At 51.9% G+C, this 13293-nt stretch carries 13 protein-coding genes; 8 read left to right on the top strand and 5 right to left on the bottom strand.

Annotated features, from left to right (window positions below; all coding sequences use genetic code 11):
- Positions 1-37: 37 nt before the first annotated feature.
- From K5621_RS03925 to K5621_RS03935, 3 genes are read right to left on the bottom strand one after another with little or no spacing between them, the layout of a single operon-like run.
- Positions 38-328 carry a hypothetical protein gene (locus K5621_RS03925; protein WP_028779462.1) on the bottom strand — a complete coding sequence of 97 codons (291 nt, stop codon included), beginning with the start codon at positions 326-328 and terminating at the stop codon, positions 38-40.
- Between the two features lie 33 nt (positions 329-361).
- The gene (locus K5621_RS03930; RefSeq protein ID WP_100142509.1) at positions 362-880 is read right to left on the bottom strand and encodes a class I SAM-dependent methyltransferase; all 519 of its coding nucleotides are present in this window, start codon (positions 878-880) and stop codon (positions 362-364) included.
- Positions 877-1287, bottom strand: a complete 411-nt coding sequence (locus tag K5621_RS03935) for a hypothetical protein (protein WP_221050482.1) — start codon at positions 1285-1287, stop codon at positions 877-879. The genes K5621_RS03930 and K5621_RS03935 overlap by 4 nt, the downstream gene beginning before the upstream one ends.
- Positions 1288-1678: 391 nt before the next feature.
- Between K5621_RS03935 and fccA the strand changes: the two genes are divergently transcribed.
- The 3 genes from fccA (at position 1679) to K5621_RS03950 (ending at position 5568) form a co-directional block, all read left to right on the top strand.
- The gene (gene fccA / locus K5621_RS03940; RefSeq protein WP_221050483.1) at positions 1679-3463 is read left to right on the top strand and encodes a fumarate reductase flavoprotein subunit FccA; all 1785 of its coding nucleotides are present in this window, start codon (positions 1679-1681) and stop codon (positions 3461-3463) included.
- 198 nt (positions 3464-3661) lie between these two features.
- Positions 3662-4651, top strand: coding sequence for a 2-hydroxyacid dehydrogenase (locus K5621_RS03945; protein WP_208125071.1), 990 nt, complete (start codon positions 3662-3664; stop codon positions 4649-4651).
- Positions 4652-4830: 179 nt separating this feature from the next.
- On the top strand, positions 4831-5568 hold the full coding sequence (locus K5621_RS03950; RefSeq protein ID WP_221050484.1) for a dienelactone hydrolase family protein: 738 nt from the start codon (positions 4831-4833) through the stop codon (positions 5566-5568).
- Here the strand turns inward: K5621_RS03950 and K5621_RS03955 are convergent.
- Entirely contained in the window at positions 5565-6110 is a 546-nt protein-coding gene (locus K5621_RS03955; RefSeq protein ID WP_039035050.1) for a mechanosensitive ion channel family protein, read from the bottom strand. The two genes, K5621_RS03950 and K5621_RS03955, sit on opposite strands and share 4 nt — an antisense overlap.
- Positions 6111-6203: 93 nt before the next feature.
- Between K5621_RS03955 and K5621_RS03960 the strand changes: the two genes are divergently transcribed.
- The 4 genes from K5621_RS03960 to ahpF all read left to right on the top strand — a co-directional run bounded on the left by K5621_RS03960 (position 6204) and on the right by ahpF (position 10998).
- On the top strand, positions 6204-6947 hold the full coding sequence (locus tag K5621_RS03960) for a spermidine synthase (RefSeq protein ID WP_039035049.1): 744 nt from the start codon (positions 6204-6206) through the stop codon (positions 6945-6947).
- A gap of 88 nt (positions 6948-7035) precedes the next feature.
- Positions 7036-8574, top strand: coding sequence for a leucyl aminopeptidase (locus K5621_RS03965; protein ID WP_071476540.1), 1539 nt, complete (start codon positions 7036-7038; stop codon positions 8572-8574).
- Positions 8575-8764: 190 nt separating this feature from the next.
- Positions 8765-9334 (top strand): alkyl hydroperoxide reductase subunit C, encoded by a 570-nt coding sequence (gene ahpC, locus K5621_RS03970; RefSeq protein ID WP_028779456.1) that lies wholly within the window; start codon positions 8765-8767, stop codon positions 9332-9334.
- Positions 9335-9438: 104 nt separating this feature from the next.
- Positions 9439-10998, top strand: coding sequence for an alkyl hydroperoxide reductase subunit F (gene ahpF, locus K5621_RS03975; protein ID WP_221050485.1), 1560 nt, complete (start codon positions 9439-9441; stop codon positions 10996-10998).
- Positions 10999-11516: 518 nt separating this feature from the next.
- Here ahpF and K5621_RS03980 read toward each other — a convergent pair.
- Positions 11517-12053, bottom strand: coding sequence for a GNAT family N-acetyltransferase (locus K5621_RS03980; RefSeq protein ID WP_221050486.1), 537 nt, complete (start codon positions 12051-12053; stop codon positions 11517-11519).
- Positions 12054-12191: 138 nt separating this feature from the next.
- Here K5621_RS03980 and K5621_RS03985 point away from each other — a divergent pair, with 138 nt between their 5' ends.
- Positions 12192-13142: a GGDEF domain-containing protein gene (locus K5621_RS03985; RefSeq protein ID WP_100142518.1), complete on the top strand. Its 951-nt coding sequence runs from the start codon at positions 12192-12194 to the stop codon at positions 13140-13142.
- The last annotated feature ends 151 nt before the right edge of the window (positions 13143-13293 follow it).

Below are 13293 nucleotides of genomic sequence, written 5' to 3' on the forward strand. Positions count from 1 at the left end.
CGGTGTAAACCGCGCCCCTTTTTATTTATCCGGAAGCTTAGGAGAAGCTGTGACCGCCCACATGCATGATGCAAAAGGTCCAGACTACGAAAGCCAGAATACCGTGTACCAGAGCGTAGAAGGCCTGATCCAAGCGACGTAAGCCGGCGGCTTGCCAGATAAGGTGCAGGTGTAGCCCAAGCACCAGGGGAAATAATAACAACAAGGGATAGAGGGCGAATGGACTGGCATCTCCCAGCAGAGGTCGGGTCAACAAAGACCAGAGCACCATAAAGGCGGTGATCAGCGGGGGCAGGGCAAGCCGATACTGCTCGGGATAGGGAAACATTACAGGTCCTTGATACGGCTGAATAAAGGCGGATCAGCGAACTGCTCTGGCTATCAACTGTGCCTTTGCCTGTAGCATTCCCGTTTCTCCGCCGGGCATATGGCCTTCAAAGTAATGTAAAGTCTCAAATTTGGCAAATCTGTGTTGCAGCTCACTTTCATTCAGTAAGAAATCCGGGTTGCTGGGGCGGCCTAATTTGGCCTGTTCCTGGGTAAAGGTTTCGTAAAACAGCAAGCCTCCAGGCTTTAGCTGTTTGGCAATCCAGGGAAGCGAGGGGCGGTGCAGGTAGTTGAACACCAATACTACATCGAAAGGCTGAAGCTCGGGTTTATCACCTTGTTCGAGATCCCATTCGATAAATTGGCAGTGAGGAAACTGGTGCCAGAGGCCATCAAAACCCTCGGGATTGCGATCGATGAAGGTGACCTCGGCGCCCTGCTTGGCAAACCAATGGCCGTTGCGCCCGGAGCCACAGGCCAGGTCCAGCACTCTGAGCGTCGGCGTTATCTCTGGGTGTCGGTCAAAGGCGGTGATCAGCTCTGCGGTATTCATCCCTTGATCTCCTTGCGGCTGTCGATTCTGCGTCTATGAACTATAGAGTAATGTCTAAGACCTGCAGGTCCATGTGACACTATGACCGACAGTAAAACCACAGTCACGAGCAATTCGCTCTTGTAGCTTGCCAAGGGAATGAATAGCAAGATCAGCAGTAGTTTCACCAGGGTCAATACCCCTTTCAATTGGATAAGCCAGCGCCAATCCCGGACTATCTCCCACAGCATCAGGCAACTACCACTGGCCATGGCCATGATCCAATAGAGCTGCCAGCTTTCTTTGGGGGCCGACAGCAAAATACCGCCACCTGCGCCGACTATTCCCAAAATATGTAGGGCTCTGAGACTAGTCTTACAAAGGCGTTGCAGCCAAAACTGCTTTTCCGACATCTGTGCTTTTGCCATGGTGATGATATCTGTGATCAAGAGTATAAATTTTGCGTTAGCTTAGCAGTATTCGCTAATTGACGACTATGCTTGACTTTGTATTTGTCGAACTTTCTCACATGGAAGCTCAGATTCCGGAAATGTTAGTCAGGTATGGATATACCGCACGTTAACTGTGATTTGTATCAATGTGTAGCCGCCTTATCTGCAAGAGTGCACAGAAATGTGGATAAGGTGCCTCAAGAGAAATTTTTTTGTGACTCAGTTAAATATATGCCTAAAGGGGTAGTGTTATCTTCTGTCGCGGGAGATATGACGTGCTACAGCCTTGGTTCATATAAATAAAAAGCAGTGTAGTACGAAATAGCTATATACGAGTATGTGAAATAATATGGTGGAGGAACACTCTATGTTCACGGGAGCACTTAAGAAAACAGCACTGGCAGCACTGATTTCCGGCATGATGGCCGGAACAGCTTATGCCGGCGCAGATGTATTGGCGGATTTTCATGGTGAAATGGGCGGTTGTGATACTTGCCACGTTTCCAAGAAAGGTCCTACCGATGACAACCTGACCCATGAGAACGCTCAGTGCGTTAGCTGCCACGGTGATCTGAATGAGATTGCTGCCGGTGAAAAAGATCTGAAAATTTCTCCACACAAGTCTCACCTGATCGGTGAAATCGCTTGTACTTCTTGCCACAAAGGCCATGAAAAATCAGTTGCTTACTGTGATGCTTGCCACAGCTTCGATTTCGATATGCCATTCGGCGGCAAGTGGGAACGTAAGTTTGTTCCTATCGATGTACAAAAAGACGCTCAGGAAAAAGCCATTGCAGCCGGTCCTCGTGAAACCACTGACGTGGTTATCATAGGTTCTGGTGGTGCCGGTCTGGCCGCAGCAGTATCTGCTCGCGACAACGGTGCCAAAGTGATTTTGCTGGAAAAAGAACCTGTTGCTGGTGGTAACACCAAGCTGGCTGCAGGCGGTATGAACGCTGCTGAAACCAAGCCTCAAGCGGCTCTGGGCATTAAAGACAAGAAAGAGATCATGATCCAGGACACCATGAAAGGTGGCCGCAACATCAACGATCCTGAGCTGGTTAAAGTACTGGCCAACAACTCTTCCGACTCTATCGACTGGTTGACCGCTATGGGCGCCGACATGAATGACGTGGGTCGTATGGGTGGTGCTAGTGTCAACCGTAGCCACCGTCCAACTGGTGGTGCCGGTGTGGGTGCTCACGTAGCCCAAGTACTGTGGGACAACGCTGTTAAGCGCGGTACCGATATCCGTCTGAACAGCCGCGTTGTTCGCGTACTGAAAGATGATTCAGGTAAAGTGACCGGCGTTCTGGTTGAAGGTAAGTACACTGGTTACTACGTGATCAAGGCTGACGCCGTGGTTATGGCTACCGGTGGTTTCGCCAAGAACAACGACCGCGTTGCCAAGTACGATCCTAAGCTGAAAGGCTTTGCTGCTACCAACCACCCAGGTGCAACCGGTGACGGTCTGGATGTTGCCATGCAAGCCGGTGCCGATACCCGCGATCTGGAATGGGTACAGGCTCACCCAACTCTGTCCCCACGTGGTGGTGTGATGGTAACTGAAGCCGTACGTGGTAACGGTGCTATCCTGGTTAACCGCGAAGGTGACCGTTTCGTCAACGAAATCACTACTCGTGACAAGGCTTCTGCAGCCATCCTGAAACAGAAAGGTGCCAGCGCCTTCTTGGTATTCGATGACTCAGTTCGTAAGAGCTTGAAGAAGATTGAAAACTATGTCCACCTGGGCATTGTTGACGAAGGTAAGACTCCTGAAGAACTGGCCAAGAAGATTGGTGTTCCAGGTGCCGAACTGGCCAAGACTATCGCTACCTACAACGGTTTCGTGAAGTCTGGTAAAGACACTCAATTCGAGCGTCCTAACCTGCCTCGTGAACTGGGTACTGCTCCATACTACGCCATCGAAGTTAAGCCAGCTGTACACCACAGCATGGGTGGCGTGAAGATCGATACCAAGACTGAGGTTAAAGCCAAAGACGGTCATCTGATCCAAGGTATGTATGCTGCCGGTGAAGCCACTGGTGGTGTTCACGGTGCCAACCGTCTGGGTGGTAACGCTATCTCTGATATCGTCACCTTCGGTCGTATCGCCGGTGCTGAAGCTGCCAAGTACGCTAAAGAGCACTAGGCCAAGCTAATTCTCCGATAGCACGGAGTCGGGGCGCTTGAGCCCCCATCAAAAAAAGCGGACTGTCAGGAGTCCGCTTTTTTATTTTTGGTGCGCTGCATCATGTTTCCGGTGAGATTGCCCGAGCTAGGCAAAGACAAGTTTAAGTAATTCACTTACACTTTTAGCTATCAGTCCAACTACCGGGTCATAAACAGCATGAAGATAGGTTTTTTTAGCGCCAAGCGTTACGACATGCAGCATTTCAACCGTACCAACGAGGCCTTCGGGGCGCAAATTGAGTACTTCGACGTGCGCCTATGCATGCAAACAGTGAAACTGGCTTACGGATTCGAAGTGATCTGCGCCTTCGTCAACGATGAGCTCAATGATGAGGTGTTGACAGAACTGGCCACCAATGGCACCCGGATCATCGCCATGCGTTGCGCCGGCTTTAATAATGTCGACCTGGATGCGGCCAAACGGCTGGGAATGAGTGTCGTCAATGTCCCGGCTTACTCTCCAGAATCTGTAGCCGAGCATACGGTCGCCCTGATGTTGACCCTGAACCGCAAGATCCATAAGGCGTATCAACGCACCCGGGATGCCAACTTCTCTCTCGAAGGGTTGGTGGGCTTCAACATGTTCGGTAAGACTGTGGGCGTGGTCGGCACAGGGAAAATCGGTATCGCCACCATCAAGGTCTTGTTGGGCTTTGGCTGTAAAGTACTGGCGTTTGACCCTTATCCCAACCCGCAAGTAGAGGCGCTGGGGGCTCGCTATGTCACTCTGGATGAAATGTACCAACAAAGCGATATCATCAGTCTTCATTGCCCGCTGACGGCGGAAAACCGCCATTTGCTCAACGCAGACAGCTTTGCCAAGATGAAGCCGGGCATGATGGTGATTAACACCAGTCGTGGTGGCTTGCTCAACGCCATAGATGCCATGGAAGCGCTCAAGCTCGGACAGATAGGTTCACTGGGGTTGGACGTGTATGAGAACGAGAAAGAGCTGTTTTTTGAAGATAAGTCCAATGAAGTGATCCAGGACGATGTGTTCCGGCGTTTGTCAGCTTGCCACAACGTGATCTTTACCGGTCACCAGGCGTTTTTGACCGAAGAGGCCTTGGGCGCCATCGCCCACACCACACTGTCCAATGTACAGAAACTCCTCAGCGGTGAGCGTTCGGGTAACGAGCTTTTCTAAGGAAGGTACGAATAAGTCCCATGTGTGCTCTGCGTCGGCTTACAGGCCTGGATGCACGTGGTTCGCAGCAAATGGCCCTAGTCCTTTGCAAGAATTCTCTAAAGATAAATACTGACACCCGACTCCCCGATTGCTAGATTGAAATAACCGCATCGGGGAGATGCTCATAGGGAGGTGTCATGCTGGTTACACAGAGTCTTCATCAACTGCCGACGGCAAGCGGCAGCATGCAAACCCGGGTCTATCGTCCCGATAGTGAGGGTTGTTTTCCCGCCATCATTTTTTACTCGGAAATTTTTCAGGAAACCGCGCCAATAAGCCGCATGGCTTGCATGCTGGCCGGTCACGGTTTTGTGGTATTGGTGCCGGAGATTTTTCACGAACTCAATCCGCCGGGCACTGTGCTTGGTTATGATGACAGTGGCAAGGACAAAGGCAACAGCGACAAGCTGAGCAAGCCATTGGAAGCCCACGATGATGATACTCAGGCGCTGGTGGATTTTATTCGGGCTCAGCCCTGGAGCCGTGGCCGGATTGGTGCCATGGGCGTCTGTGTTGGCGGCCACCTGGCATTTCGCGCTGCCCTTAATCCCGATATCGCAGCGGCATTTTGTCTCTACGCCACAGATATTCACAGCGGCGCTATCCCGAGTGCGCCGGGGAATGACTCTCTGAGCCGCTGCCGGGATATTCGTGCCGAATTGGTGCTTATCTGGGGCAAGCAGGACCCCCATGTGCCGAGTGAAGGGCGCAGGCTCATCCAGCAAAGGTTGGAACAATGCCAGACCTTATACAGCTGGCAGGAACTCAATGCCCAGCACGCCTTTATGAGGGATGGCGATCCCCGTTATGACCCGGCGTTGGCGTTGCAGATGTATCAGCAGGCGTTAGCGTTGTTTCAGCGCAGGCTCAGTTAATCCTGCTTGGGTAACTGCTCCGGTGTTGTCTCTTGTGCCTGCGGCGCCGAGGCATTGCCGGGTGCCAGCTTCAGTACGGCTTTTTGCAGTATCAGGTTGTTGGGGTAGGTAACAGTATCGCCGTTGTCGCGGCGGATAAGCACGTGAAACAGCCCCACTTCCAACAATACCCCGGTAATATCCTCATCCTTGTCGACAACTTTGATCCGCTCACCGACCTTGTAGGGAAACACGAAAAAGATCAGCACCCCGGCGGTGAGGTTACTCAGTATCGACCACTGGGCCACCAAAGCCACCCCCAGCACGGCAAATGCCGAAGACACGAACAGTGAAACTTCCTGATAGCCGAGTCCCAGAGAAACGGCCATCAACGATAGAGTGACAAAGAACAACAGATAGCTGATAAAGCGGGTCACCAGGCTGGTGCGGGCGGCGCTGACCTGTTTCTTGTCCGCCAGGGTTTGCACCGCATTTTTCAGCGCCCGCTGCAGAAAGAAAAACACCCCGAGATAGAGGCAGGCAATCAGAATATTGTGAGTCATATGGCGTATGCTTCTGTGAGAAATAAGGCATTTGCTGGCATACTAGCGACTTTGTCACAGGGGATAAACTCCCCAACCGAGAATTATTCAAGCATGTCAGATTATCGCACCTTAGTGCAGCAACAGGATGAATGGGGCAGCGTCGCTGTCCTCGATGATGGCGACTGTCGGATCTTGGCCTTCGGCGAACACGACGAGCAGAGCAAACTGTTGAAAAAGGCTCCCCATGTACCGCAGCACACCTATGTGCAGGCCATGCTGCTGGCGCTTTTGTACCTCAAACCCAAGAGCGCCATTATTTTGGGGCTGGGCGGCGGCGCCTTGGTGCATGCGCTGAGGCATTTTGATGCCGCTATCAAGCTTACAGCGGTCGAGTTGCGCCCCCTGGTGCTGGAGTTGGCCAAGAGCCATTTTCAATTGCCACTGTCGAAAAAGTTGAACCTTATCAATCAGGATGCCAATCAGTTTCTGGCCAGTGCCGAGCACAAGAAGGTAGATATTATCTTCGCCGATCTTTACGGCTCTGAAGGCGTTGACGCCGGTCAGCTGAGCCAAACCTTTATCGAGCAGAGCCTGGCGCTGCTCAAGAGTGAGGGTTTGCTGGTGCTCAACTGCTGGAAAGAGCACAGTCAGGACAGAGGCCTGCTGGCGCGCCTGCAGCAGCATTTCCCCGATGTGCGTGCCTGTCTCACGGGGGGAGGCAACTGGGTAGTGTTTGCCTCAAGGACACCGAAGAACTTTACCAGTGCCGGGCTAAAGCAGGGCGCCGCCGGCTTGTCTGCTGTTCTGGACTGCGATCTCGGCCGCTCCCTCAGTCGCTTCGAACTCTGGCAGTAGGCTAATTTGTAAGGGATTGTTAAGGACGCTGGTCCGTAAAAGCCCTGATGTTATATTTGTCTGCCCTCATTAACGATAAGCAGTACAAATGAATAAAAACAAAAGATTAGCTGTAAAACTTCTGACCCTATCTTGCCTTATGGGCGCTGGGACGATACAGGCCGAACAGTATGAGTTTGCCACTCAAGTCGCCCCGGCCAACACCTTGGTGATGTTCCAGCATCAGGATGGCACCCTCTACTCGGCCGCAGGCTTGCAGGCAGATACCCGCAAACAACTGCAGCGCGCCATTACTGCCGCTAACTTCACAGGCCAGGAGGGCGATCTGCTCGAATTGCTGGCCCCCATTGGTACCCAAGCTGAGCGCCTGTTGCTGCTCGGGCTTGGGGATGCTGAACTGACGCCGGGGAAGACAGCTTTGCTGGGGGGCAAGCTGTCAAATCATCTGGAAGCCGTCAAACAACCCAAGGTGGCTGTCTGGGCCGCTGATATCCCCAATAGCCAAGGGTTTATCGCCGAATTGACCCAGGGGATCTCCCTGGCAAGCTATCGCTATCGTGACTTTACGGCCAAGCCGCGCACCGAAAAACAGTACTATTTTGCGGTCGCCGAGCCCAAGGTAGCCGAGACTAATCACCTCAAGTCAGCAGCGATTGCCGATGGCGTGGTGCTGGCGCGGGATCTGACCAACAAACCTGCCGCCGAACTCTATCCCGAGTCCTTTGCCGATGCGGCCAAGGAACTCAAGCGTCTTGGCGTCAAGGTTAAGGTGTTGGAGCCCAAAGACCTGGCCAAGCTCAATATGGGTGCGCTGCTGGCCGTGGGCAAAGGCAGTGAGCGTGGCCCAAGGTTGGTAGTGGCACACTGGCAAGGCAGTGATGATGCTCCGGTGGCGCTGGTGGGGAAGGGGATTACCTTTGACTCGGGCGGCTATAACATCAAGGCGACCGGCACCTCGATTGCGCGGATGAAGTCAGATATGGCCGGCGCCGCCACAGTGTTGGGAACGGTCAAGGCCATGGCCGCCGCCAAGGCGCCGGTTAACCTGGTGGGTATCATGCCGCTGGCGGAAAACATGGTCTCGGGCCGTGCGATGATCCCCGGGGATGTGATCAAGACTGCCCAGGGGCTGACGGTTGAAGTCCTCAATACCGACGCCGAAGGACGTCTGGTGCTGGCCGATGGTCTTTGGTATGCCCGCGAGCAATACCAACCACAAGTGATAGTGGACGTGGCGACCCTCACAGGCTCCAAGGTGCGTGCCCTTGGGGTGGAATATGCCGGCCTGTTCAGTGACTCGGAACCTTTGGTGCAGCAACTGACCTATGCGGGGCAGCAGGTGGGGGAAAAACTGTGGCGCCTGCCGCTGGATCCGGCCTACGGCGAAGAGTTGCATTCCAGCATAGCGGACTTAACCAACACAGGCCGTGAAGGCAGCGCCGGGGCTTCTTCGGCGGCGATGTTTCTCAAGCGTTTTGCCGGTGAGCAACCCTGGGCTCATCTGGACATTGCCGGTAATGCCCTGGTCAGGAGCGACACTCAGTTGGCTCCGGCCGGAGCTACCGGTTATGGTGTACGCCTGCTGAGCCATTGGTTGGAACAGCATAAGTTCAGTGATAACCAATAGATCAATAACTTGCTCGGGAGCGAAGGGTAATCGCTTTTTTTCGCTCCCGATACAAGTTCCTCTGAAAAACCGATTAAGGCAACAGCTTTTATCCGTTATCTTATTTTAAACCCTTTGGTTAATATGACTTCCATCGACGGGCAGCAATGAAGTTGACCCGGACAATTCAAACTGAAAATGGGAGCATACAATGACTCAGTCAATCATCAACTCTGTAATCAAACCCTTTAAAGCTACCGCCTTCCACAAAGGTGAATTCGTTGAGCTGACCGAACAGGATCTGCTGGGCAAGTGGTCTGTAGTTTTCTTCTATCCAGCCGACTTTACCTTCGTTTGCCCAACTGAACTGGGTGATATGGCTGACCACTACGAAAAACTGCAAGCCATGGGCGTTGAAGTTTACTCTGTGTCTACCGACAAGCACTTTACTCACAAGGCATGGCACGATACTTCCGACACCATCAACAAGATCCAATTCCCAATGATAGGTGACCCAACCGGTGAAATCAGCCGTAACTTCGGTGTGCTGGTTGAGGAAGACGGTGTCGCCCTGCGCGGTACTTTCGTCAGCAACCCTGAAGGTGAAATCAAAGTCGCTGAAATCCATGACCTGGGTATCGGACGTAGTGCCAGCGAACTGGTTCGTAAGATCCAAGCTGCTCAATATGTTGCTACTCACGACGGCGAAGTTTGCCCAGCCAAGTGGCAGCCAGGCGACGAAACTCTGGCTCCTTCTCTGGACCTGGTTGGCAAAATCTAAACTGCCAGTCTGACCCAGAAGGCTCCGAACCTCCCCCTGCAAGGGTTCGGAGCCTCTTTCCCCGCACTATTTCTGTTTTCCTTTAGTCTGATTCTGGAGTCATCATGTTGGATGCGAATCTGAAAAATCAACTGCAAACCTATCTGCAGAACCTCAAGCAACCAGTTGAACTTGTCGTATCTGCAGATGAAAGCCCAAAGTCCAAAGAGCTGTTGGCTCTGGCACAGGATATTGCCTCGCTGTCTTCCCTGGTCAGTGTGACCGAGCAGTCATTGTCCCGTACCCCGGCGATGCAAGTTACCTCAATCAAGGGCTCTGACATACGTTTTGCCGGTTTGCCCATGGGGCACGAATTTACCTCACTTGTGCTGGCTCTGTTGCACACAGGTGGGCATCCCATCAAGCTGGAGGCCGAGCTGATCGAGCAGATCCGCAGCCTGCCAGGGGAATATCATTTTGAAACTTTTGTCTCTCTGAGCTGCCAGAACTGCCCGGATGTGGTGCAGGCGCTCAATATGATGGCGGCGATCAACCCGCGGATCAGCAATACCATGATAGATGGTGCCTTGTTCCAGGATGAGGTTGAGCAGCGCAATATCATGGCCGTGCCTTCGGTTTATCTGAACGGCGAGCCTTTCTCTGCCGGCCGCATCAGCCTGAAAGAGATACTCAATAAACTGGATACCAATGTCTCTGCCCGCCAGGCCGAGAGCCTTAACCAGCGTAAGCCCTACGAAGTGCTGGTGGTTGGCGCCGGGCCTGCCGGGGCATCAGCCGCCATCTACGCCGCCCGTAAGGGACTGCGCACTGGGCTGTTGGCCGACAAGTTCGGTGGCCAGGTCAGCGAAACCGTCGGCATTGAAAACTTTATTTCGGTCAAGGCGACTGAAGGCCCCAAGTTGGTGGCAAATCTGGAAGAGCATGTTCGCGACTATGAAGTGGATGTGATGGATAACCAGAAGGCGGTTCGTCTCGGCAGCAATGGCCTCTATGAAGTGGAACTGGAAAATGGTGCCCTACTCAAGAGCCGCACTGTCTTGTTGGCCACAGGAGCTCGCTGGCGGGAAATGAATGTCCCCGGTGAGCAGGAATATCGTGGCCGCGGTGTGGCTTATTGTCCTCACTGTGATGGCCCGCTGTTCAAGGGTAAACGGGTTGCGGTGATTGGCGGCGGTAACTCGGGTATCGAGGCGGCTATCGATCTGGCCAACATAGTTGAGCATGTGACTGTACTCGAGTTTGACAGTAAATTGCGCGCCGATGATGTGCTGCAGCGCAAGGCCAAATCTATGGGTAACATCACTATTATCACCCAGGCGCAAACGACTGAAGTCCTTGGTGATGGCAGTCGGGTTATCGGCCTTAACTACACAGACAGAGCCAGTGGCGAGCAGCATAATATTGCGCTGGCAGGTATCTTTGTGCAGATAGGTCTGGTGCCCAATACTGAATGGTTGCGTGGTACTGTGGAGTTGACCCCGCGCGGTGAAATCATTGTCGATGAACGCGGTCAGACTTCATTGCCAGGGGTGTTTGCCGCCGGTGACGTGACTAACTCGGCCTACAAGCAGATCATCATCGCTATGGGTAGCGGTGCGACCGCCTCTCTGGGAGCCTTTGACTACCTGATCCGCCATTCAGAGGATGAATCGGCAGCGGCTTAACATTAAAGGCCTTCAAGAGCAAATACGCCTAAGGGCCGAGTGATTGCTGTAGATTTCAAAAAGGATCCGCTCTTTATAGCGGGTCCTTTTTCTTTGTTAGAGCCGGTCTAATAACAGTGATCAAAATGAGCCGTTTCCATACAGAGATAATTGATTTGCTCTGCAGATAGCGGGGCGATATCAAGCGTTCGGTTCGGATTGATATCTGTTACGGTCAAGAGGGTTATTGGTGTCTGATAGCTGTTGCAGCGACCACAATCAAAGTTTACCCCTAATCCATTAACCAGATAATGAAGCTTGCCTTCGAGTGTTACCTCGTATACTTGTGTCGGTTCGCCTTGCAGGGCCAAAACAGAGACCAGATACCTGACATTGTCCCAAGCCGATAGCTGTAACTGTTTACTGGTAAGTATCAAGCTTTCCGGTGTCTGTGGCATATGGGCCTCGCTGTTTTAAATCTTGGCTCAATTGGTTCAAAGGGTAGAATTCAAACGATGAGTTAAATTCATTGTTCAAGTTTATCCCTGCAGCAGGTAGAAATCACGGCCGCAGAGTGTCACAAAGTCCAATGTTTGCATGCGTGCATGGCGGCTATGCGCTCGTAGAGATGCTTCATTGTCTTCGGCGATCAGCGCCAGCCAGGGAGCGTCATTATTTTCTCTAGCAGCAGAGTACAACCCATCAAATACACCTTTGCCCCGATACTTGGGATGAACCCAAACTGGGCCATAGTGAAGAGTATTGCGCCAATCGGTTTTAAGTGCGCAATGCCCCTGGCTAAGTCGCTGGTATAGGGCTTGGCATAAAGGTGAATGATTAAGCTTGTTCCAGTCGCCGAGGATGAGATAACCCATGATTTCCCCTGAGATCTCAGCCACCCAGACCAGGCCAGCCGAGACTAAAGGGTTTAGTTCTGAGACGGAAAACCCTTGTCCCTCGAATCCCCGAGTACGTTCTTTGGCACTCAGTTCATCTTGATTGAAACGTTTTTCCAGGGTGGCAATGGTCTCAATGTCCGCCATCTTGGCTTGGCGGTATTGTGTGGATTCTGGCATCGGCTGGCTTTAAGAAAATAAAGAGGGCGCATTATAACCAAAGCCAAGGACGCTGGCACTTGATTTGACCAATTTGCGAAACTCCCATTTAGCTTCCACACTTAAGGATGAATCAAGCCATTCAATTCAGGAAGAAACATGCTCCCGGACACCATAGACCCAGGTAAGAGCTTACTGGAAAGTGAAAGCCACAGACTCAACCTTATTCGTTGGATGCATCAATGTGAATTAATGAAGCGTTATTATCAAGCCGACAAGGTTTTTGTGCTTCAAAAGACAGACTTGGGATTTGAAGTTATTGTCAGTGCTGCCGATGCCAGTAATCGATTTCCGCCTGGCAAGGTCTTTGCGGCTGATGAAAGTGTATTTCAGCGTATGGTTGATGCTCCTCCTGAAGGGGTAAATCTGGATCTGACTCGTTCAACAACGGAGGATTCCCCTAAGGAATTCAGCAATGTACTTGGTATTCTTTCCAGGCCTGTTCTTTGGCCTGATGGTTCTGTTTTTGGTTGCCTCTGTGTCATTAATGCTCATGCCAATGAACAACAGCATATTAGCCCCTATATGCTGGAGCCTTTTCAGATCCTTTTGCAACAAGATTTGGCGTTGTTATGCCAAAGTCATCGTATCGAATCACTGTCAATGCGTGATCGGGAAACCGGAATGCTGAATCATTATGGTTTCATCATGATGGCTCCGAGGCAACTTAATCTCGGGCGTAGATTTGGTGCGCACTCGGGGATCATTTTTCTGGAACTGATACCGGGCAAAGACATAGATGATGAGGCTCTGAGCCGCCAACACAAGGAGCTTGGTAACCTTATTCTCAACACAATCAGAACCGCAGATATAGCGGCCCATTACAGTGATAGTCAGTATGTTTTATTGGTATTTGTCGATCTGGAGCGGGACTTGGAGCATATCATCAAGCGCTTGGAGCGACAGATGAGTCAGCTTAACCCTTTGGCTCAGTTGGATTCCAGTAGTTGTTTCTTCAGTCCTGATTCTGCAGCCAAGTTGGCACCAATGTTGGAAAGTGCCAAGGCTGGACTCAAGTCTTCCCTGCAACGGGTTCAGAAACAAGAGTGATTCATTGGGCGTGGATGGAATAAATTCCGACGGCTGTGATGGAATATGTTCGGGCCTTGTCCATTGTGAGTGTTGCCATCTTTCATCAGGACAAAATTATTTTTCATTGTCGTGCATATAATAGACTCGAGGTGTTTTTTATTAAAATGCT

The sequence above is a fragment of the Shewanella carassii genome, from assembly GCF_019670705.1.
Lineage (GTDB): Bacteria > Pseudomonadota > Gammaproteobacteria > Enterobacterales > Shewanellaceae > Shewanella > Shewanella carassii.

Excerpts from the sequence above, each read along its gene's own strand:
- K5621_RS03985 (WP_100142518.1), top strand. The coding sequence starts at position 12,192 with ATGCTCCCGGACACCATAGACCCAGGTAAGAGCTTACTGGAAAGTGAA.
- K5621_RS03950 (WP_221050484.1), top strand. The coding sequence starts at position 4,831 with ATGCTGGTTACACAGAGTCTTCATCAACTGCCGACGGCAAGCGGCAGC.
- K5621_RS03935 (WP_221050482.1), bottom strand. The coding sequence starts at position 1,287 with ATGGCAAAAGCACAGATGTCGGAAAAGCAGTTTTGGCTGCAACGCCTT.
- K5621_RS03980 (WP_221050486.1), bottom strand. The coding sequence starts at position 12,053 with ATGCCAGAATCCACACAATACCGCCAAGCCAAGATGGCGGACATTGAG.
- ahpC (WP_028779456.1), top strand. The coding sequence starts at position 8,765 with ATGACTCAGTCAATCATCAACTCTGTAATCAAACCCTTTAAAGCTACC.
- K5621_RS03955 (WP_039035050.1), bottom strand. The coding sequence starts at position 6,110 with ATGACTCACAATATTCTGATTGCCTGCCTCTATCTCGGGGTGTTTTTC.
- K5621_RS03960 (WP_039035049.1), top strand. The coding sequence starts at position 6,204 with ATGTCAGATTATCGCACCTTAGTGCAGCAACAGGATGAATGGGGCAGC.
- K5621_RS03965 (WP_071476540.1), top strand. The coding sequence starts at position 7,036 with ATGAATAAAAACAAAAGATTAGCTGTAAAACTTCTGACCCTATCTTGC.
- K5621_RS03930 (WP_100142509.1), bottom strand. The coding sequence starts at position 880 with ATGAATACCGCAGAGCTGATCACCGCCTTTGACCGACACCCAGAGATA.
- K5621_RS03925 (WP_028779462.1), bottom strand. The coding sequence starts at position 328 with ATGTTTCCCTATCCCGAGCAGTATCGGCTTGCCCTGCCCCCGCTGATC.
- K5621_RS03945 (WP_208125071.1), top strand. The coding sequence starts at position 3,662 with ATGAAGATAGGTTTTTTTAGCGCCAAGCGTTACGACATGCAGCATTTC.
- fccA (WP_221050483.1), top strand. The coding sequence starts at position 1,679 with ATGTTCACGGGAGCACTTAAGAAAACAGCACTGGCAGCACTGATTTCC.
- ahpF (WP_221050485.1), top strand. The coding sequence starts at position 9,439 with ATGTTGGATGCGAATCTGAAAAATCAACTGCAAACCTATCTGCAGAAC.